The 17,894-nt window shown below is 40.9% G+C and carries 16 protein-coding genes and 1 pseudogene; 10 read left to right on the top strand and 7 right to left on the bottom strand.

All coding sequences use genetic code 11. The features are described from left to right. Positions 1–192 precede the first annotated feature (192 nt). Both ACLTWA_RS01540 and ACLTWA_RS01535 read right to left on the bottom strand, forming a co-directional pair. Complete coding sequence (locus ACLTWA_RS01540; RefSeq protein ID WP_412325792.1) at positions 193–747, bottom strand: transposase; 555 nt, start codon at positions 745–747, stop codon at positions 193–195. Between the two features lie 613 nt (positions 748–1,360). Continuing rightward, the gene (locus tag ACLTWA_RS01535) at positions 1,361–2,002 is read right to left on the bottom strand and encodes a hypothetical protein (RefSeq protein WP_412325791.1); all 642 of its coding nucleotides are present in this window, start codon (positions 2,000–2,002) and stop codon (positions 1,361–1,363) included. Between the two features lie 516 nt (positions 2,003–2,518). Between ACLTWA_RS01535 and ACLTWA_RS01530 the strand changes: the two are divergent. After that, positions 2,519–2,855: pseudogene (locus ACLTWA_RS01530) on the top strand (metal-sensing transcriptional repressor). On the opposite strand, the gene ACLTWA_RS01525 reads toward ACLTWA_RS01530, so the two are convergent. Further along, on the bottom strand, positions 2,755–3,480 hold the full coding sequence (locus ACLTWA_RS01525; RefSeq protein WP_412325790.1) for a tyrosine-type recombinase/integrase: 726 nt from the start codon (positions 3,478–3,480) through the stop codon (positions 2,755–2,757). The pseudogene ACLTWA_RS01530 and the gene ACLTWA_RS01525 overlap by 101 nt on opposite strands. A gap of 359 nt (positions 3,481–3,839) precedes the next feature. Between ACLTWA_RS01525 and pepT the strand changes: the two genes are divergently transcribed. Further along, on the top strand, positions 3,840–5,069 hold the full coding sequence (gene pepT, locus ACLTWA_RS01520) for a peptidase T (RefSeq protein ID WP_412325789.1): 1,230 nt from the start codon (positions 3,840–3,842) through the stop codon (positions 5,067–5,069). 70 nt (positions 5,070–5,139) lie between these two features. On the opposite strand, the gene ACLTWA_RS01515 is transcribed toward pepT, so the two are convergent. The 3 genes from ACLTWA_RS01515 to ACLTWA_RS01505 are packed head-to-tail and all read right to left on the bottom strand — an operon-like array spanning position 5,140 to position 8,092. Then, positions 5,140–6,144: an ATP-binding cassette domain-containing protein gene (locus ACLTWA_RS01515; RefSeq protein WP_412325788.1), complete on the bottom strand. Its 1,005-nt coding sequence runs from the start codon at positions 6,142–6,144 to the stop codon at positions 5,140–5,142. Then, positions 6,141–6,842, bottom strand: coding sequence for a GTP-binding protein (locus ACLTWA_RS01510; protein ID WP_412325787.1), 702 nt, complete (start codon positions 6,840–6,842; stop codon positions 6,141–6,143). Before ACLTWA_RS01510 ends, ACLTWA_RS01515 begins: the two co-directional genes overlap by 4 nt. After that, on the bottom strand, positions 6,839–8,092 hold the full coding sequence (locus ACLTWA_RS01505; protein ID WP_412325786.1) for an ABC transporter substrate-binding protein: 1,254 nt from the start codon (positions 8,090–8,092) through the stop codon (positions 6,839–6,841). The genes ACLTWA_RS01510 and ACLTWA_RS01505 overlap by 4 nt, the downstream gene beginning before the upstream one ends. Positions 8,093–8,526: 434 nt before the next feature. On the opposite strand from ACLTWA_RS01505, the gene ACLTWA_RS01500 reads away from it, so the two are divergent. Together ACLTWA_RS01500 and ACLTWA_RS01495 are read left to right on the top strand one after the other, a co-directional pair. Next, complete coding sequence (locus ACLTWA_RS01500; protein WP_412325785.1) at positions 8,527–9,588, top strand: inorganic phosphate transporter; 1,062 nt, start codon at positions 8,527–8,529, stop codon at positions 9,586–9,588. 29 nt (positions 9,589–9,617) lie between these two features. Next, positions 9,618–10,241 carry a DUF47 domain-containing protein gene (locus ACLTWA_RS01495; RefSeq protein WP_412325784.1) on the top strand — a complete coding sequence of 208 codons (624 nt, stop codon included), beginning with the start codon at positions 9,618–9,620 and terminating at the stop codon, positions 10,239–10,241. 62 nt (positions 10,242–10,303) lie between these two features. Here ACLTWA_RS01495 and ACLTWA_RS01490 read toward each other — a convergent pair whose 3' ends face one another. Further along, entirely contained in the window at positions 10,304–11,194 is an 891-nt protein-coding gene (locus ACLTWA_RS01490; RefSeq protein WP_412325783.1) for a LysR family transcriptional regulator, read from the bottom strand. A gap of 433 nt (positions 11,195–11,627) precedes the next feature. On the opposite strand from ACLTWA_RS01490, the gene ACLTWA_RS01485 reads away from it, so the two are divergent. From ACLTWA_RS01485 to ACLTWA_RS01460, 6 genes are all read left to right on the top strand, one after another. Beyond that, entirely contained in the window at positions 11,628–13,070 is a 1,443-nt protein-coding gene (locus ACLTWA_RS01485) for a non-oxidative hydroxyarylic acid decarboxylases subunit C (protein ID WP_412325782.1), read from the top strand. 24 nt (positions 13,071–13,094) lie between these two features. Continuing rightward, complete coding sequence (locus ACLTWA_RS01480) at positions 13,095–13,301, top strand: non-oxidative hydroxyarylic acid decarboxylases subunit D (RefSeq protein WP_412325781.1); 207 nt, start codon at positions 13,095–13,097, stop codon at positions 13,299–13,301. 38 nt (positions 13,302–13,339) lie between these two features. Then, positions 13,340–14,719: an SLC13 family permease gene (locus ACLTWA_RS01475; protein WP_412325780.1), complete on the top strand. Its 1,380-nt coding sequence runs from the start codon at positions 13,340–13,342 to the stop codon at positions 14,717–14,719. A gap of 30 nt (positions 14,720–14,749) precedes the next feature. Continuing rightward, positions 14,750–15,313 carry a UbiX family flavin prenyltransferase gene (locus tag ACLTWA_RS01470; RefSeq protein ID WP_412325779.1) on the top strand — a complete coding sequence of 188 codons (564 nt, stop codon included), beginning with the start codon at positions 14,750–14,752 and terminating at the stop codon, positions 15,311–15,313. 55 nt (positions 15,314–15,368) lie between these two features. Further along, a complete protein-coding gene (locus ACLTWA_RS01465) occupies positions 15,369–15,749 on the top strand; it encodes a hypothetical protein (RefSeq protein WP_412325778.1) in 381 nt (126 codons plus the stop codon). Between the two features lie 240 nt (positions 15,750–15,989). Beyond that, complete coding sequence (locus ACLTWA_RS01460; RefSeq protein ID WP_412325777.1) at positions 15,990–17,786, top strand: methyl-accepting chemotaxis protein; 1,797 nt, start codon at positions 15,990–15,992, stop codon at positions 17,784–17,786. The last annotated feature ends 108 nt before the right edge of the window (positions 17,787–17,894 follow it).

The following is a 17,894-nucleotide window of genomic DNA, read 5'->3' as shown; positions in this document are numbered from 1 at the left end:
TGCGGACCTTTTGCCGCAATGTCTTTAGGGATAGTATCTTCCCCGGAAGCTTAAATACGGTTTTGGTAAGCTCAATACACCGGAAATAACTGGATTTTCACCGTATTTTTTCGATACTGGAAGTTTTTTTGGCATGCTTCGCAGACCTTCCAGTGGGAGGCTTTTTTTAAATCATATGAAATTTGTACGCTTTTACCAGAAAGAACCATATACCTTTCTCAGTTGTTTCATGGTGGCATGTCCACAATCCGGACAGATGCGGATATCAAAGTTCCAGACCGCTTTTAACAACTCTGCAATGGTCAGACCCGTGTAACGCCGTTTGAATCTCTGCTGGCCCTGAAGAGTAAATATGATCTTTAGATTTTTGGACTTCATCTGGTTGTTGGAAATGGCAATCTTGTGGGTATAGCGGCCCAGATACTCGATGGCATTGCCGAAACCATTAAAGGTTTCTTTTATGTAATGACACCAACCTTTCCGGCAAAGACCGTCTTTCCATTCCTGCCAGTGGTAAGCGTTTTTGAGATGTTCACAAGAGGAAGAAAAGGTCAGTTTTCCACCTTTATAATAAGAATCCAGGCAGGCCAGATACTTCCCTTTAAATTTATCTCTTAAGACATACACGGGAATAAAGAAGTGACTGTTTGACTGTCGTATGTTCCAGTCGCAGGTGAGCCCGCAGCAGGAAATGATGCAGTGCATATGCACGTAGTAAGAAAGTTCCTGATTCCAGGTATGAAGCACCTGTATGATTCCTGGAGTTGCGCCGAGATACTTCTTATCAGAAGAACATAGAACATTTTATAAATGAATCAAAAGGTATCATATGTCCATCGAGTAGCGTATGGATAAAGAAGAAAAAGATTTATACAGGCTTGTATAAAGAACGGAATGGAGTAAAATAACGAACAGACCAGTTATTTTATTCCATTCCTTTTTTCGTGCTTAGAAATTCATGCTGTGATGCATTATTTTTGGTATAATGGATCGAAACAGGAGGTAACAGAATGAAACGGAGACGGTTCAGGAGAAACTACTAATAGAAACTTATTTTCCACATCGCAAACGAGTTCCTACCCATAGGAGTCTGCTACATATCTATGGCAACTTACCAAAGAAAACAACTATAATAACTGAAATAAACGTAAAAGTAGTAAAAATATATTTATAAGTCTTTTTTATGTTGCGTAGCCATATTATACAAGTCCAACTTATTGCAATAACAATGCATAAAGCTAACATTTGATAATGACTTATATTCCATCTGTAATTATTTGCAATCCACAAGATTATCATAAAAACCACATAAGTAATCTCCATGATTGTTTCTATGATTTTTTTTATAATTTTTTTCATATTAATATGTATTAACAGACATAACTTGATGTGTAATTTTATATACTTGTCGTCTGCCCATTCTAGTCCTGTAATATTTAACGGTTTTTATGTGCAATTTTATACCATGATTAGAATCATTAGGGATAACCAAAGATCCAAATCCTCCAGCTGTACAAATTTCACCAATTTTAGTCAATACGCCACTAGCAAACTCTGCTGCTGGAATTTTTGTTACAACTAAAGCAACGAATCCTGCTACAGTAAACGTTGTACCTAAAGCATTTCTAATATCAGAATAAGAAATATACTCAAAACTATAAGAAGATACCGAATCTGGAGAGATTTTTCCACTAATCTCACTATTGTTTAAATTAATTGTTTTTCCCGTAATAGATGAGTAAATTGTATTAGACGACTTATCATATTTTAAATAATCTTCCTCGCCTGTTTTAGTATTTTTAATTGTTACCGTTCTTGTGCTATCATCTTCTGCAACAGATACAAGTTCTGATTCCCCCTGGGACTCTACCAATATCGAAGTATCATTGTTATTTGTTTGCTTTTCCGATAATACGGAATTTGTTTCTGCTGCAGAAACTGGCGTAACAAATAATGTTGCTACTGTAGTTATAGACAGTAACATAGCTAAAGCTTTTTTCATATAAATTTTTCTCCTTTTTATAGTTAGACAAATCTAACTCTTTATTGTTGGAGTACGATCGTAATTCCATTTTTATTATAGTACTTTTATATTTTTATATCAACATGTTTATTCTTAAGTTATTTTTAACTAACTTCTATATTTTATTCAAAAGATTGCACAATATCTTTCTTTATTCGACATTTTTTGATATTATTTGATATAAATTCTTACAGAATATTTAAGTTTTGTAAACTTTTTTATTAAATTATTGAAATCATTTAATATTTTATATATGTTATTCTTCGTTATAATATAGTATCTACAAGGATAGATAGTTCTGGAATCGAGGATTATATTCCAAATGCATATGCTCATTTTTGAACATACCCAGTCACTCACGGGTAGTAATTAAATTTTGGAGTAAGAGTGAAGCATGAATGGATGGGTATGTCAAGAACACCTGAATTTTCATACCATCTTGTGAAAAAATGAAATCAGGAGTACAATGGGGTAATATGGAAGAGAGCAGCAAATATGAACGAGAACATGGAATATCACACACATAAAGCAGAGTATGGAACCGAGTATACCCATTCCCATTTACCCGGTCACCCGCATAAGCATAGCAATACAAAGATGGTTATCAACCGGCTATCCCGTGCGATCGACATTTAGAATCTGTGAAACGTATGGTCAGTGACGAAAGAGACTGCAGTGAAGTGCTGATTCAGCAGTCATATCAGCATTAAATCAGACAGGAAAAGTGATAATCAAGGATCATATTGAACATTGCATTGTAGACGCGGTGGAATCAGGAGACAAGCAGGCAATTGAGGATTTGAATAAGGCAATTGATGGACATAAAGAGTAGTGGAATATAGAGATTTATGTCCAAGGAGAGCTTTAATGGTAAGGAGATCGGCCCCGTCTTTATAGAGATGCGTGCCAAAAGCATGGCGGAGAGAATGGCAGGTGATCCGTGGTTCCCAGCCCAGGAGACGTTCCTGGTTGTGTATGTGGCGGGAAAGGAAAAAAGTATCAATGGGCTTAGCTGGATCATTGCGGAGATGGCAGACCTCACCAATGCGCAGGCCGGAAGAATAGGCAAGTGCAGTCATAGCTTTGACTTTAAAATCAGTCATGGAATCAATCAGGGTCAGAACCTGTAGTTTAGAGGGGACAAAGGGAAGAAAGGAATCAAATTTCCGAAAGGGAAGCTGAGTTTCATCCCAAGGTTTATGAAGAACATAGATGGTGAAAAAGCGGATCTGTGAAATGACACAGTTCATGGTACGGTCAGAAAGAGAGCGATCTTTTTGAAGCCATCTGACGAAATCGCGCAGATCAGCCCAGGAAACATCCTCTGGAAGTTTCCGCAGAAAGAGCTCAAGATAATCGAGGTAAGCGCGGAGGTAGGTGCAGTAGTTTTTTAAGGTATGGTCGGTAAGACCACGAAGGGAAATCATTTCCCTGAAAGAATCAAGATATTTATCCATAATAAAATCTCCTTTGAAAGGTGTTAGTGGATAAGGCTACATTTCAAAAAAGGAGGAGGACGAATAAAAAAATTAAATATGTAGTTGTTGAGTTTAAAAATCCATGATAAAGTAAACATAGCAGTTTCTGTCGTTATGATTTATGGTTGTCTTGTGGTGATTCAACAATAAAGCATAAATGCAAAAACTGCTACCTTTATATTGAAAAAAGACAAAAAAAGTAAAAAATAGAGAAAAAAGTAGAGGAATCACGTACCTGGGTCTAGCCGTCGCGCCAGCGACTTGGTATAATAAAGCAATTGGGATAAGGGAACGCTATTAAAGAAAACTAAATTATTTAAGAAAAAGAGGCGATTATTATGTCAGACGTATTAAAGCATTTTTTAAAGTATATATCCTTTGACACCCAGTCAAAAGATGAGGTAGAAGCAGTTCCAAGCACAGAGAAGCAAAGATTATTAGCCCAGGAGCTGGCCGCAGAGCTTCGTGCCATGAAGGCAGAGGAGGTAATGGTTGATGAACACAGCTATGTTTATGCCACCATCCCTGCGACTGTAGAAAAGCCACTTCCGGTTCTGGGTTTTATTTCACATATGGATACATCTCCTGCATATTCTGGAGCAGGAGTAAAACCGCAGATAATAAAGAATTATGATGGAACGGATATTCTGATGAATCAGGAAACCGGTCTGACGATGAAGGTCAGTGATTTTCCCGACTTATTAAAATACAAAGGCCAGGACATCATTACCACTGACGGAACCACGCTTCTGGGTGCGGATGATAAAGCAGGGGTTGCTGAGATCATGACCATGGCAGAGTTCCTTTTATCTCATCCGGAGATTCCTCATGGAACCATCCGCATTGGTTTTACTCCTGATGAAGAAGTGGGCAGAGGTGCTGATTTCTTTGATGTAAAGGGATTTGGCGCTGATGTGGCTTACACCGTAGACGGCGGCGGCCTTGGGGAACTGGAATATGAGAATTTCAATGCTGCTTCTGCGAAAGTGCAGATCAACGGTACAAGCATCCACCCTGGTTCATCCAAAGGTAAGATGAAGAATGCACTGTTGATTGCCATGGAGTTTCACAATATGCTTCCCGTATTTGAAAATCCCATGTATACAGAAGGCTATGAAGGCTTTTTTCATTTGGATTCCATGGATGGAACCGTGGAACATGCCCGTATGGACTACATCATCCGTGACCACAGCAAGGGGAAGTTTGAGGAAAAGAAAGCATTGATCAAAGGAATTGAGGAATATTTAAACCGCCGGTATGGAGCCGGGACCGTAGAACTTTTATTAAAAGACAGCTACTATAACATGAAAGAAAAAATTGAGCCTCATATGTATTTGATCGACATTGCAAGATCTGCCATGGAAGAACTGGGAATCGAACCTCAGGTGACGCCCATCCGGGGAGGGACAGACGGAGCCCGTTTGTCTTACATGGGCCTTCCATGCCCGAATCTGTGTACCGGTGGTTATAACTTCCATGGGAAGTTTGAGTTTATTCCGGTTCAGTCCATGGAAAAAGTGGTGGAGCTGCTGCTTAAGATGATTGAAAAATTTGCAGAAAGATCATAAAAGCAAAATTGCTGCAAAACATCTGGAAGCGGTTGTTCCATTTGTTTTGCAGCAATTTTGTTTATCTGATTTACTCTAAGATATGAGAAGATAATGTACTTCCTTTTCGCAGTTCCTGTCTTGCATTCTGTATTAAAGAATCCATTTTTTCAAGCTTATCCAGCAGTTTCTTTTCTTCCTCCGTTGTCTCAATCACCTTGCTGATACCGCCGTTTTTAATGACGATCCGCTTGTCCGCCATAAGTGCCAGAAGAGGGTCATGGGTTGCCATGAGTACGATCTTATCGGAAGATACCAAAAGATCCAGTGCCTTTTTGCGGTCGATACCTGCATTTTCAATCTCATCAATCAGCACAATGGGAGAGGAACTTAAGATAGCCGTATCCGCAATCATAAGGGCTCTTGACTGTCCGCCGCTTAAACTGGTAACAGGAGTGGTTAAATCAAACTTTTCTCCGGCAAGATTATTGGCCGCTTTTATGATCTCTTCAATGACAGACTGAGGGTCTTCCACCATACGGCTCACTGCATGCATGTTTAAAAAATCATGGACTGTAAGGTCCATTACAAAATTCATATTCTGAGACAGCTGTGCCACCAGACGGTTATTTGAGGAAAAACGCCATTTGTTGTCCGGAGTCTCTCCGTTAATCAGAATGCTTCGTCCGGTCGGCGTATCGTTCTGAGCTGCCCATTCAATATCGGCAAGAAGGCGGCTCTTTCCGGAACCTGTTGGACCAACAATGGAAATAATCTGGGATGTGAGAGCAGTAAGTTCAGTAAAGCCTTCCGGATCCCCTGACTTGTCATGGCCAGCCAGAATCGTCAGGGAATGAACCAGGTTTTTCTTTTCCGTTCCAAGAAATGCCTGCATTTGTTCTATATATAAGGGAAAGTCGGATAATATTTTTTCTTTATCAATGGCCTGGTCCTCCAGCTCCATGATTGAAAAATGCTCCAGGTATTCTTCTAGTGTATTCCCTTCATAGCCTGTGATATCCAGCTTGTTCTGCTCAAAATAGGATAAGGCAAAGGGATATTCTTTTAATATTTGTTTCAGTGTCCAGTTTGTCATGTTTTATCAGCCCCCAAATCCATCTTTTTAACATTCCCCATCTGATAGGCCTCTCCAATTCTGGTTTCCCCAAGACAGTAGGAGCAAAGCGCAGAAGGCATGGGAAAGCGCAGCTTCATTCCCTGAACCGTTTTGATATCCTGGCTTTCATCATATAAAAGACTGCCAAGCTCATAGGCCCCCTGCCCGGTTAATCCATTGACATGCATGGTGATTGCACGAGGATTGACAGAGCTTACACAGGAGGCAAAAACTTCACGTTCTGCCTGTGATACGATATCTCCCTTTGTAATAACAACAAAATCTGCAGATTTTAACATAGGGCCGATTTTTTTTGGCGTGTTAATACCGGATAAGTTATCGATCACACAGACTCCTTTGATATCCTTTAAATAGGGAGAACAGCGATTGCATAAGCCGGCAGATTCTGTAATGAGTAAATCCAGCTTCTCCTGATTTCCCCAGTTGACCACTTCTTCAATATTGGAAGCGAAAAAATGGTCCGGACATAAAGCACCTGATAATCCTTTTTTGACCGGAATCCCGGCTTTTTCATAGGCTAAGTCATCATCGGTATATAAACAGTCAAATTTTACTACGCCTACTTTAATATTTCTTTTATTATAAGAAGCAATGACCTTTAATATGATCGAGGTTTTCCCAGAGGAAGGCGGCCCCGAAAAAATAATCAGATTCATAAGATCTCCCTTTCTGCAGCCTGATAAAATTTACGTTCAATGGTTTTTATCAGTTCGCCGATATCATGTTTGTGGATAAAGTCCCAGCCCAGCCACATGAAGTTCTGGTTGTCAGTTAAATGATTATCTACAAGCGGGTTGGTAGAAGGAAACTTTCCGTTGGAAGAAAGGACCTCGCCCACTTCTTTGGAATAAAGAAAGTCCACGAACGGTTTTACTTTGTCTTTGTTCTTTTTTCTTGCAAGAAGGAATATGGGACTGAGAATCGCACCATCCTTTGGCCAAACCGGGCGCATGGGACCTTTCTCATCTGCCATGCTGGCAAAAAAGTATGGAGTAACTGTAATCGTCGGTACTTTTGCATCACCTTTTGAGATGTGAGATTTAACCATCTGAGCCGGGTGCATGCTGCGAAGAAGGGCTTTTCCCATTTTCTCCACTCCATCTTCTCCATAGAAACGGTAAATATGAAGTAAAAATGCATTGAACATATCCAGATCCTTCATTGGAAGGCTGATGCTGTTTTCAAATTCAGGTTTCATTAAGTCGGCCCAGCTTTCCGGCATGGGACGGTCACCAAGGGCATTGATATTGACCATAAAAATGGCTGGAACCACTCCAATGATGGCATACTGGCCTTTTGGATCCTTTAAGGAAATCTGATCATTGTCAAAATCAGAATTAATCTTATCCAAACCTGAAATATCCTCAAATTCGCCTGCTTCGCCATAACGCCCCATAAGTCCCTTATCAAAAAACAAATCAAATCCTGCAGACATATAAAGATCAGACAGCAAATCAGCGTTGCCATTTGCAGCAACCACACGTTCTTTAACATCATCAAGCCCCAGATTCGCAGATTTTAAGTCATAATCCACGGTATAACCAAGGGTATCCTTTTTTTCATCTAGCCATGACTGGAATTTTTCCATCAGCGGCAGACGGATGGGGCAGGGCAGTACTCCTTCAATACGGATATCACCGCCATTTTCCTTTTTCATGGGAGCAAGACCGGCAGATGTGTCAGGAGCTGTTTGTTCAATTACTTCAGACAGTCTCTGAATAAAGGCTTCCTGATTGATTTTTTTCATGGAAAGAGCCATTTCCAGGGTAACGGTTTTTCCAAGTGTGCGGCGCATAACCGGATTGCTGAGATTTTCAAAGCCATTTGAAACAAAGAAGCTGATTGTCTCCGGGTATTTTTCTGTTATATCATATATAGTATCTGTAGCTTTTACATAGTTTGTCATAATTTTTCCTTTCTATAAATGAAAAGTTATTGGTTCACTGCTTATTGTGAGTCCTATCATATCATACTATTTCTGGTTTGTTTGTTGTAAATACAACAGTTTACGAAATGTTTATTGATACAAATTCTTACCTGGCAAAAAAGTATTTTTAAATGAATCATACCATAGAATGTAAAATTTTGTTAAAATTTTTTTGTATTAAATTTTACAATCAAGATTGTACTGCTATATTCTTTATGCTATACTTACTAAGGTTTGTCAATTTTTGCGTATAAATATACTTCTTTTAACGCTAAAAAAGATGGTTTTACTACAATTGTATATAAAACCTCTTATTAAAAAGGGAAACATTCGCAAATTGTACAATCCATAGGACAAATACGGTGACTGCAGTTGAATTTTGATGCTGCAGCGAAAATTTTGGAGGTGATTTCTTGAGCATTACCTTAAACGAGTTTTTACTGGAACTGACAAAAAATCTGCCGCTTGCGATTGTTTCAGTTCTGACATTGGGAGTTATTCTTGTTAATGGCTGGACGGACGCACCAAATGCAATCGCAACTTGTGTATCCACTCGTTCCCTGAGGCCCAGAACCGCGATCTTAATGGCGGCAGTGATGAACTTTGTCGGAATTTTAATTATGACCTCGGTGAATGCTACGGTTGCCATGACCATTTATAATATGGTCGACTTCAGCCAGGGGGCAAATCAGGCCGGTGATGCACTGACTGCACTTTGTGCGGCTTTGTCAGCCATCGTGCTTTGGGCCGTTCTCGCCTGGAAGTTTGGAATTCCTACAAGCGAGAGTCATGCACTGATCGCTGGACTCAGTGGTTCTGCAATTGCACTTCATGGAAGCTTTGCAGGCATCAATGGAAGTGAGTGGATAAAGGTATTATACGGACTGATTGCTTCCGCAGTTTTGGGATTTGGTTTAGGCTGGATCATGACAAAATTGACGGAACGGCTATGTGCCCGTGCAGACCGTGGTAAAGCACAGCCCTTTTTCCGGGGAGCACAGATTGCAGGCGCCGCAGCGATGGCTTTCATGCATGGAGCACAGGATGGCCAGAAGTTTATGAGTGTATTTTTACTTGGTACATTCCTTGCCAGAGGCAATGGAAGTGAAAGTACCTTTGCAGTCCCTCTTTGGCTTATGATTTTGTGCGCCATTGTTATGGGGCTTGGAACTTCCATTGGCGGTATGCGAATCATTAAAACCGTAGGAATGAGTATGGTGAAACTGGAAAAATATCAGGGATTTTCAGCTGATATTGCAGCGGCGGCCTGTCTGTTACTCTCCACATTGACCGGTATGCCAGTCAGCACGACTCATACTAAAACTACTGCAATGATGGGTGTAGGAGCATCAAAACGTATCAGTGCAGTGAACTGGGGAGTTGCCCGGGAGATGGCGCTTGCGTGGATCTTGACGTTCCCAGGCTGCGGTTTGGTTGGCTTTTTGATGACACATTTATTTTTACGCATTTTTTAGTGTGAGCAGTTCTGAAAGGAGAATGAAACATGGCAAGAAGAAATGACAATGAGTATTTTACACTGTTTGTCAAAATGGCAGAGGTTGCTCTGCGGACCCAACGGTTACTGACAGAGATTCTGGAAGATTTTGATCCGGACAAGCTGGGGGAACAGCTTAATAAGCTTCATGAATTAGAATCTGAAGGTGACAGACATACTCATGAACTTATGAAGAGAGTTGCAAAGGATTTTGTAACTCCTATTGAGAGAGATGATATCATTGCTTTAGGAAGAGAACTTGATGATATCACAGATAATATAGAAGATATCTTAATTAAAATCTACATGTATAACATCAAGTCCATTACACCAGAGGCCATGGAAATGCTTAAGGTAGTGGGACAGTGCTGTGAAAAAGTGAGCATTGTAGTGACTGAATTCTCTAATTTCCGTAAATCTGGCACTATTTTAAAGGATATTGTTGAGATCAACCGTCTGGAAGAGCTTGGTGATAACTTATATATCCAGGCGTTCCGTAAGTTATATACAAAAGGCGGTGATCCACTGGAGATCATTGCGTGGTCAGAGGTATACAAACAGCTGGAGAAATGCTGTGATACCTGCGAACACGCTGCAGACGTTATCGAATGCGTAATTGTCAAAAACACATAAAACTGCAAAATCCCTGATTTCTTTTTATATAAAAGAAATTCAGGGTTTTTATGTTTTAAAAATTATAAGTTCTTAAAAAAGTCCAGCAATACATTGGCTTTCTCATATAACTGGGGATTCTCATCATTGGGAATCGGCTTTACAATCCCGATTTTGGTCTTTACTGCATTTCTTATGCGGTAATAAGTCAATCTGGGGAACAGCTGAAGATTTGCCAATTGTCTGGGAAGAATGGCACAGCCTCCTTTTTGAACCAGAAGAGGGTAAATCATCATGTGCCTTGGAAATGTTCCCTTAAGTTCCCCTTTAAATCCGATATCATTTAACTGCATCTTAGCCAACCGGTAAACATCCGAATCTTTCGTCAGCGTATATATATTTTCCAGCTTAAAACCGGATAAATCAATTTCGCTGCCCTGTTCAAATGGATAAGTATCCTTATTGCATATTAATACCATCTCATCTGTACACAATGGAATTGCCTCATATTCCTTATCTGAAAGGAAATCAAGGCGGCATATAGCTACGTCGATTTCTTTTTGAGAAAGTTGCCTTAATAAATGACATTGATCCGATTCCATAATTTCAATCGCATAGTTGCTGTTCTTTTCCTGAAACTGGAGCAGCGGCTCCATGATCCCGCTTTCAGCCAGACAAGGTATCGTACCAACGGCTAACCGGTAGATACAGGGAGAAGTTCCGAATTTATTTAATTTAAAACGGAGTTCGTGAGAAAACTTGCGTATATTGAGTGCATACTCAAGATATATATTTCCTGCTTCTGTAAGTTCAGCTTTTGTGTTGTTTCTTATAAACAATACCACACCAAGTTCATTTTCAATCGCCTTTATATGCTTTGATAAAGCTGATTGAGATATGTAAATACTGTCGGCTGCGGAAGAAAAATTCTTATGCTCCGCTAAGGCCAGAAAATCATCGATCCATTTAATCATGAGTGTTGCCCCCCTTCCTGTTTCATACATAATATGCAACAGTCCATCTAGTTATAAAATAATGAAAAACCATCTTTTTCAAGATAATTTGTTATCACAGCTATTATAATACAGAATGGGCGGAAGGAAAATATGATTTTATTATTTTCTCTTGACATTTTCGAATACACTCAAACGACATTATTCGACAAATATCGACATGTTTTTACCAATATCTCTGTGCATTTCATCTATTATTCCAGCAGTATTTTATAATTTTTCGTTTGTTTGTCCAAATATAATAATATTATTAGTTATATGCATTTCTATTTTGGAATATACCTGTATTTTTTTTCGAATTGCCACAGAATTTATGTATGTTTATAATCATGGCAGTTGGTTATAGATCAACCGAAATCCGTAAGCAGTTTACAAATGATTAGGAGGAAAAATTATGGCAAAGGTATATCAGGATTTGCGCAGTTTCCTTTCCACCTTGGAGGAAAACGGTCAGTTAGTACGAATTAAGGATGAAGTCAATCCCGAACCTGATATTGCTGCAGCTGGCAGGGCAGCGGCAAATATCGAGAATGCTCCCGCTGTACTTTTTGAAAAGGTTAAGGGGTATCCTTACCGCGTTGTGACGAATGTACATGGCTCCTGGGCCAATCATGCGCTGATGCTTGGCATGCAGAAAACAGCTTCTACCAAAGAACAGTTTCATGAAATTAACCGCCGCTGGGACAGCTTCCCGGTGAAGCCGGAGATCCTGTCCAGAGAAAATGCTCCCTGTAAGGAGAATACCATTGATAAACCGGAAGATATCAATCTGTTCGAGATATTACCCCTTTACCGGATCAATGAGCAGGACAGCGGATTCTTTCTCTCCAAAGCTTCTATTATCACAGCAGACCCTAATGAACCTGACAATTTCGATAAACTGAACGTAGGAACATACCGCATTCAGGTCAAAGGGAAGAACCGTGTGGGAATTCAGGCGCTTGCATTTCATGACATTGCCATACAGCTGGAAGCGGCAGAACGTAAAAATGAAAAAGTCCCGATCTGCATTACAGTGGGAAACAGCCCTCTGGTTACCTATATGGCTTCCACTCCCGTCATGTATACCCAGAACGAATATGAATTTGTGGGAGCATTGCAGGATGGCGTTCCAACGCAGATTGTTAAGTCGGATCTTTATGATAACTTATATGTTCCTGCCGGATCTGAAGTGGTACTGGAAGGATATATTGAACCTCGTGTCCGTGAAGTAGAGGGTCCTTTCGGAGAGTTTCCGGGATCATACTCCGGTTCCCGCCGCCAATGTGTCATAACGATTACCCATGTGACACACCGGACCAATCCGATTTTTGAAAATCTTTATCTTGGTATTCCATGGACAGAAATTGATTATCTGATGGCACTCAATACCTCCGTTCCTCTTTACCAGCAGATCAAACGGGATTTTCCTGAGGTTCAGGCAGTCAATGCCATGTATACCCATGGAATCGGATGCATTATTTCAACTAAGGTACGTTTTGGCGGTTTTGGGAAGGAAGTTGCGTTCCGGCTGCTTTCCACTCCTCATGGCGGCTCTTACAGCAAAATAATCATTATCGTTGATGAATTTGTTGATCCATTTAACCTTCCTCAGGTAATGTGGGCACTGACAACACGGGTCCGTCCGGATAAAGACGTAGTAGTGATTCCGAATTGTCCCGGAATGCCATTGGATCCTTCATCCTACCCGGCAGGTATGCATTCAAAGCTGATTATTGATGCGACCACACCGAAAGATCCAGAGCCGAATCCCCGTGAAGTGGAACTGCTTGAACCGCCGGTTGGCTACGAGAAGTATGAGACACTGATCCGTAATCTGATGTCTGATATGAAATAACAAATGAGAAAGGGGTAATGAAATATGAAATGTCCACGTTGTGACGGTAACAAAATTGAAGTAATTGCAACTTCACCGGTAGGCAATGTTTGGGAAGTCTACGAATGCATGGATTGCTTTTATTCCTGGCGATCCACAGAAACACCCGTCGTACATGAAAAGTTTAAACTGACCAAAGAACAGATCGATCATCTGCCTATGATTCCGCCAATCCCTCCTCTTGACAAATGACAAACGGGAGAATACCTCAATAGAAAGGGGCGTTTGCGATGAAATTCAATAAGCAGATCATAGGTTTTTTCAGCGGCATCATAGTTTTGATAGTTGCCTTGCTTCTGCCGCTTCATGGGCTGGCATGGGAAGGACAGGTATTTCTTGGATTAACTTTAATGACGGTAGTCTGGTGGGCCACACAAGTGGCCCAGTCCGGATACGTTGGCGGTTTTTATATCGTATCTTTGTGTCTTTTGAAGCTGGCTGATACAAAGGTAATATTTGCAAGCTGGACCGGTTCCACGCTCTGGCTGGTAATCGGTGCATACATGATTGCAACTGCTGTAAAGCGGTCAGGTCTTGGAGAACGGATTTCCTATATGTATATACTGAGATTCGTAAAGTCATGGAAGAGCATTATCATAGGGATTTTTGTATTGACCCTGATATTATCTCTGTTGATACCCAATCCATGGTCCAGAGCATTTCTCATAATGTCCGTAATGTCCGTTATCATTAAGGCGGCAGGAATGCCAAAGGAGGATGCTGTTAAAGTTGGATTTACCGTATTTGCGGCTTCTGTTCCGGTGTCTCTTATATTTATGACTGGTGATTCCATTATAAATCCGTTGGTTATAAGCTATTCCACGGAAAGTATTAACTTTGTGCGCTGGTTTGTGATTATGGGACCTCCCGCAATCTTTTTAAGCATTATGAACATTTTATTGATTCTTATCCTCTTTAAACCTACAAAAGAAATAAATATGAATTTTGAAGAGGTGAAAAAAGCACAGTCGGATCTGGGAAAGATGAGTGAAAAAGAAATACGGACCATGATCTGGATCCTGATAGCCATTGTTTTATGGATCACCAATGGAATTACCGGTTTGGACATCGGCTGGGTGACGCTTGCAGTGGCCATGTGCCTGTCTCTGCCTGTAATTGGAAACGTTTTGACGGCAAAAGAATGGGGAGAAGTTCCGGTTCATGTACTGGTATTTTTGACTGCAGCCATGGCAATTGGTAAAGTGGGCGCTGAAACAGGACTAAACAATTGGCTGGCAGTTACACTTTTGCCTGGTGAATTGCCGGGAAACATCTTTATTCTTGCAATTTTTATTGCCATCATAGCAATAGTCATACACATGTTTATCGGTTCGGTCATTGCAGCCATGGGAGTTGCAGTTCCTGCAGTTCTCGTATGTACCAATGCTTTGGGAATTAATCCCTTTGTCATTGCAGCCATTATTTATCTGGCAGTTTATACTCATTATGTCATGCCGTTCCATCATCTGAATATTCTGGTGGGGCAGGGAGAAGAGAATGGAATGTATACCCAGAAGGAAGCCCTGAAGATGGGAATCCCTCTGCTTGTGCCTGTTCTTCTGACCGTTATTTTTGGAGTTTTATGGTTTTCTGTTCTTGGACTGGTATAGGAACAAATATTCAAATGAGGATGTGAGTCAATGCGAATAATTATTGGAGTTTCCGGTGCTACCGGCGTAATCATGAGCTATTATTTACTTAGGGCGCTAAAAGAAGTGGAAGACTGTGAAACCCATCTGGTGATATCTGACTATGCAAAGCTAAACTGGGATCTGGAGACGGACCTGCCCTTTCAGCGGCTCCTTGACTATGCGGATAAATATTATGATGTACATAATCTTGCGGCAGCAATTTCCAGCGGTTCCTATAAGACTGACGGCATGATCATTATGCCCTGCAGCATGAAAACGCTGGCGGGAATTGTAAGCGGTTATACCGATAATTTATTGATACGTGCGGCAGATGTATGCCTTAAGGAAAATAGAAAGGTTGTCCTTTGTACCAGAGAGATGCCGCTCAGTAAAATACATCTTCGCAATATGCAGGCAGCTGCAGATTTTGGCTGTACGATTATACCGCCGATGCTTACGTTTTATAATAATCCTCAATCTCTTGATGACCAGATTAATCACGTTGTGGGGAAAACACTGATGCAGTTTGGGATTGACCATAAAAGCTTTGTTCCGTGGAACGGTATCAATTGACTGGATTTAAAGCAGGAAAGCAGAGGCAGAACAAACAGTTTTTAAGAAAGGCTGCATGATTATGATAAGTGAAACCTATGGAAGCGGAAAACACGTTGTAAATGTAAGCGTTCATGATACAAATGGCTGGGGGCTTGCAGTCTTTGTAAGAGGAGGTGACAGGCCCCATCTTGGAGGCGTTGCACTGGCTTCTCCGGGAGTGGAAATCCATGGCAAAAAGCTGTCAAGCTGTGATTTGTGGACGATAACGGTGCCTGGTCATAAAGATGCGGAACTGGCACAGAAGATAGCGAAAAAGATCTGCAAAGCAACCGGAGAGCCGGTATCCGTCAGCCTTGGAATCCATGTGGAACATGCAAAAGCAGAAGATATCGAACTTGTTTGTGCAAATGTTGATACTGCAGTAACCGCTTTTTTAGAAAAATATTCAAATTAAAGACAACCGGTGTCTAAATGGAGCTTAAAACCGGCTCAACCCGGCATTTCCAGTTGTTTGTGAGAAAAATCCGAGGATACTCCTCTGGATTTTTCTCTGCTGTTAAAACAAGTATTGATCGATTACTTTTTACCAAAGAAAAATAAATACGAGGAGCCTGAACAATATGGCAGAATCCCAGTTGTCATTCCAAGACGGAAGAGATAGGTTCATCATAAAACACAAGTGGGAGGTATTTTTATGAATGAGAAAAAAGCATCAAAGGTTTTATTGAAAGGGTTGTCAGTGAAATGGAAACTGACAGTAGGATTTGGAGTTGTATTCATTATATTACTTTTATCCCTGGCTACGTCAGCCAGGAGCATTTCCAAAATCGGACAACAGGTAGAAATGTATTCAAAATACACCTATCCTCTTACCACTTATAATCTAACCGCACAGGTGAATATGGTTTCGGTACAGCGTTATCTCTTGATGGCAATAATTGATAAGGAAGCCGGAAAAGATTATCAGGCCTCCCTTGATTTATCAGACGAGAGCGTGGAAGGCTTCAAAAAGAATATGGAGTATTTCTCCACGCATCAGCGCAGTTCTGCCAATGATGAAAATATTGCACAGGTAATGCAGCATGTAACAGAGGCAGAGGCAGCGCGCAAACAGATTGTCGATATGATTAAAGACCCATCAAAAAAAGATATAAAAGCAATCTATGATCTGTTTCAAAATGATTTTGTACCGGCGTTCAACCAGATTGCCCAGATCATGGATGATATGAATGCAGTGGGTAACCAAAAAGCGGAAGTACAAAAGCAAACAGCCACCAATATTATTTCTCAGGCGTGGGTGATTTTGGTCATTGTTCTGTTAGGTGCCATTTTAGCTACTGCTGGTGTTATCTTTGTGCTGGTACGTGCCATTCTTACTCCGGTCAGGGAAATCGAAAAGGTATATACGGAAATGGCAAAAGGAAACCTTCATACAAGAATCCAGTATGAAAGCAATGACGAACTGGGCCGTATGGCAGCAAATATCCGAGATACCAACGAAAGGCTTACTTCATATATTGAAGACATCATTGCGAAGCTGACCCAGCTTTCTCAGGGAGATATGTGCATTTCCATGGATCTGGATTATGTGGGAGATTTTGCTGTAATAAAGCAGTCTCTTATCCAGACAACGGCTGCCCTTAATTCTACCATGCTGGTGATCCAGGCTTCTGCAGATCAGGTCAATTCCGGAGCAGGACAGGTAGCAGACGCTTCCCAGGCCCTTGCTTCAGGTGCCACAGAGCAGGCAGCCACCGTAGAAGAATTAACATCTGCCATTCAGAGCGTAACGGAAAAAGCAGAAAAAAACACTGTTTCCGTACGCAAAGCAACCGAATATGTGGCACAGGCTGGAGCTGGTGTATACGAAAGCAATAACCGCATGAAAAATCTGAATGCTTCTATGAAAGAAATAAGTCAGTCTTCTGAGGAAATCTCCAAAGTTACAAAACTTGTAGAAGATATTGCTTTTCAGACAAACATACTGGCTTTAAATGCCGCCGTGGAAGCAGCCAGAGCCGGAGAAGCCGGAAAAGGCTTTGCAGTGGTTGCGGATGAAGTCAGAAACCTGGCTGCAAAATCAGCAGAAGCAGCAAAGCAGACTGCAGATCTGATTCAAAAATCCAATATTAAGGTTTCAGAAGGTGAAAAGATTGCCAGTGAAACCCTGGAACTTTTAGCTGATGTTGCGGAAAAAGCTGCAATGGTTGACAAAGCCATAAAAGAAATAGAGTCAGATTCCTTAGACCAGACCAATTCCATCGTACAGATCAACCAGGGATTGTCACAGGTTTCCGCTGTTGTACAAAACAATGCTGCCACAGCAGAAGAAAGCTCTGCCTCCAGTGAAGAACTGACTGCCCAAGCTCAGATTCTGCGTGAAGAGATCGCAAAGTTTAAGCTCTCTGGCAATTCTTCGGTTCCGGCAGGTGACGCTGCACCGGTAAAAAATATTGCCGGTTATCAGGAGAACCTATTGGGAAAGTACTAGATTCCTTGTTCGGTTAGGATAAAACCCTTAGTATTTGCGGTCCAGGCAGATACCAAGGGTTTTATTTCGTTTTCCGGTCAGAATCCTGGATTTTACTAAATAGTGTTG

The sequence above is a fragment of the Lacrimispora sp. genome (assembly GCF_046972725.1).
Lineage (GTDB): Bacteria > Bacillota > Clostridia > Lachnospirales > Lachnospiraceae > Lacrimispora.
The sequence above is the reverse complement of the archived record's forward strand: the minus strand, read 5'-3'. Positions and strand labels throughout refer to the sequence as shown.

Bases quoted from the DNA above. Each gene is read 5' to 3' on its own strand.
- ACLTWA_RS01535 (WP_412325791.1), bottom strand. From the start codon at position 2,002: ATGAAAAAAGCTTTAGCTATGTTACTGTCTATAACTACAGTAGCAACA.
- ACLTWA_RS01525 (WP_412325790.1), bottom strand. From the start codon at position 3,480: ATGGATAAATATCTTGATTCTTTCAGGGAAATGATTTCCCTTCGTGGT.
- pepT (WP_412325789.1), top strand. From the start codon at position 3,840: ATGTCAGACGTATTAAAGCATTTTTTAAAGTATATATCCTTTGACACC.
- ACLTWA_RS01515 (WP_412325788.1), bottom strand. From the start codon at position 6,144: ATGACAAACTGGACACTGAAACAAATATTAAAAGAATATCCCTTTGCC.
- ACLTWA_RS01510 (WP_412325787.1), bottom strand. From the start codon at position 6,842: ATGAATCTGATTATTTTTTCGGGGCCGCCTTCCTCTGGGAAAACCTCG.
- ACLTWA_RS01505 (WP_412325786.1), bottom strand. From the start codon at position 8,092: ATGACAAACTATGTAAAAGCTACAGATACTATATATGATATAACAGAA.
- ACLTWA_RS01495 (WP_412325784.1), top strand. From the start codon at position 9,618: ATGGCAAGAAGAAATGACAATGAGTATTTTACACTGTTTGTCAAAATG.
- ACLTWA_RS01490 (WP_412325783.1), bottom strand. From the start codon at position 11,194: ATGATTAAATGGATCGATGATTTTCTGGCCTTAGCGGAGCATAAGAAT.
- ACLTWA_RS01485 (WP_412325782.1), top strand. From the start codon at position 11,628: ATGGCAAAGGTATATCAGGATTTGCGCAGTTTCCTTTCCACCTTGGAG.
- ACLTWA_RS01480 (WP_412325781.1), top strand. From the start codon at position 13,095: ATGAAATGTCCACGTTGTGACGGTAACAAAATTGAAGTAATTGCAACT.
- ACLTWA_RS01475 (WP_412325780.1), top strand. From the start codon at position 13,340: ATGAAATTCAATAAGCAGATCATAGGTTTTTTCAGCGGCATCATAGTT.
- ACLTWA_RS01470 (WP_412325779.1), top strand. From the start codon at position 14,750: ATGCGAATAATTATTGGAGTTTCCGGTGCTACCGGCGTAATCATGAGC.
- ACLTWA_RS01465 (WP_412325778.1), top strand. From the start codon at position 15,369: ATGATTATGATAAGTGAAACCTATGGAAGCGGAAAACACGTTGTAAAT.
- ACLTWA_RS01460 (WP_412325777.1), top strand. From the start codon at position 15,990: ATGAATGAGAAAAAAGCATCAAAGGTTTTATTGAAAGGGTTGTCAGTG.